1 protein-coding gene and 1 pseudogene are annotated in these 2,348 nt (G+C 68.3%); both read left to right on the forward strand.

What is annotated here, in order from left to right:
* A pseudogene (locus tag FUT87_RS01720) lies at positions 1–816 on the forward strand (substrate-binding domain-containing protein); the annotation flags it as partial.
* 18 nt (positions 817–834) lie between these two features.
* Positions 835–2,348 (forward strand): ATP-binding cassette domain-containing protein (locus FUT87_RS01725; RefSeq protein WP_147239860.1); only part of this gene is annotated, 1,514 nt, incomplete at its 3' end.

Raw genomic sequence — 2,348 nt, forward strand, 5'->3', positions numbered from 1 at the left:
GAAGGTGCTGGTGATCGCGTCCATCGATGGCTCCGCGCTGTCGCCGGTGCTGCAGAAGGCGGCCGACCGCGGCATCAAGATCGTCGCCTACGACCGGCTCATCAAGGGCACGAAGAACGTCGACTACTACGTCACCTTCGACAACTTCCAGGTCGGCGTGATGCAGGGCCAGAGCCTGGTCGACAAGCTCGGCCTGGCGCAGGGCAAGGGACCGTTCAACATCGAGCTCTTCGGCGGCTCGCCGGACGACAACAACGCCGCCTTCTTCTACGACGGCGCGATGTCGGTGCTCAAGCCCTACCTCGACAGCGGCAAGCTGGTGGTGCGCAGCAAGCAGTTCGGCATCGGCAAGGTCGGCACGCTGCGCTGGGACGCGGCCACCGCGCAGGCCCGCATGGACAACCTGCTGTCGGCCTTCTACGGCAAGGACAAGCTGCATGCGGTGCTGTCGCCGTATGACGGCATCAGCCTGGGCATCCTGTCCTCGCTCAAGGGCGCCGGCTACTGCACCGCGAAGCAGCCCTGCCCGGTCGTCTCGGGCCAGGATGCGGAGCTGCCGTCGATCAAGTCCATCCTCAAGAATGAGCAGGCCAGCACCGTGTTCAAGGACACGCGCCAGCTCGCGCAGCCGCGGCCACCGTCAGCGACGAGATGCTGTCAGGCAAGACACCCTCCCAGATCAACGACACCAAGACCTACAACAACGGCGTGAAGGTCGTGCCCAGCGTGCTGCTCAAGCCGGTCTCGGTGGACGCGAGCAACGCGAAGGCCGTGCTCGTGGGCAGCGGCTACTACAAGGACACGCAGCTGCGTTGATCCGCGGGACTTGCAGTCATGAACCCGATTCCTGGGAACGGCGCGGGCTCCGGTCCGCTGCTCGAGCTGCGCGGCATCACCAAGCGCTTCCATGGCGTCGCGGCGCTGGAGGAGGTGCGGCTGTCGGTGCGCGCCGGTGAAATCCATGCGCTTTGCGGCGAGAACGGCGCCGGCAAGTCGACGCTGATGAAAGTGGTGTCGGGCGTCTACCCGCACCCCGACCATGGCGGCGATTACGGCGGCGAACTCCGCTTCGACGGCGAGGTGCGCCGCTTCGCCGGCATCACCGACAGCGAGCGGCTGGGCATCATCATCATTCACCAGGAGCTGGCGCTGGTGCCGCAGCTCTCGATCGCGGAGAACCTGTTCCTCTGCCACGAGCCGGCGCGCTGGGGCGTCATCGACCGCGTGGCGATGCACCGGCGCGCGGTCGAACTGCTGGCGCGCGTCGGCCTGCGCGCATCGCCGGACACGCTGGTCGGCGAACTCGGCGTCGGCCAGCAGCAGCTGGTGGAGATCGCCAAGGCGCTGGCCAAGGAAGTGCGGCTGCTGATCCTGGACGAGCCCACCTCCAGCCTCAACGAGGCCGACAGCGACGCGCTGCTCGCGCTGCTGATGGAGCTGCGGGCGCAGGGCATCGCCTGCATCCTGATCTCGCACAAGCTCAAGGAAGTCACCCGCGTCGCCGACGGCCTGACCGTGCTGCGCGACGGGCGCTCCATCCTCAGCGTCGATTGCCGGGGCGAGCCGCTCAGCGAGGCGCGCATCATCCAGGCCATGGTCGGTCGCGACCTGGCGGATCGTTATCCGCGCCGCACGCCCAAGATCGGTGACCTGCTCTTCGAGCTCCGCGACTGGCGCGCCCAGCACCCGGTGCAGGCGGGCCGGGAGGTCGTCAAGGGCGTGAACCTGAAGGTGCGCCGCGGCGAGATCGTCGGCATCGCCGGCCTGATGGGCGCGGGCCGGACCGAGCTCGCGATGAGCGTCTTCGGCCGCAGCTACGGACGGCGCATCAGCGGCAGCGCCTGGATGGACGGCCGCGAGGTCGACGTGTCCACGGTGCCCAAGGCGATCGCCGCCGGCCTGGCCTACGTGACCGAGGACCGCAAGTCGCTGGGGCTGCTGCTGGACGAATCGATCGCCGTCAACACGACGCTGGCCAACCTGCGGGAAGTCTCGCGCGCCGGCGTGCTGGACAAGGCGCGTGAGCACCAGGTGGCGCAGGACTACCGTCGACGCCTGGCCACGCGCTGCGCGGGCGTCGACCAGAGCGTCGTGCACCTGTCCGGCGGGAACCAGCAGAAGGTGGTGCTGGCCAAGTGGCTGTTCTCGCAACCGCGCCTGCTGATCCTGGACGAGCCCACGCGCGGCATCGACGTCGGCGCCAAGTTCGAGATCTACAGCCTGATCGCCGGCCTGGCCGAGCAGGGCTGCGGCATCCTGGTGATCTCGTCCGAGATGCCCGAGCTGCTGGGCCTGTCCGACCGGCTGTACGTGATGAACGAAGGACGTCTGGTGGCGGAGTTCCCGGC

It is taken from the genome of Mitsuaria sp. TWR114, from assembly GCF_007997345.1.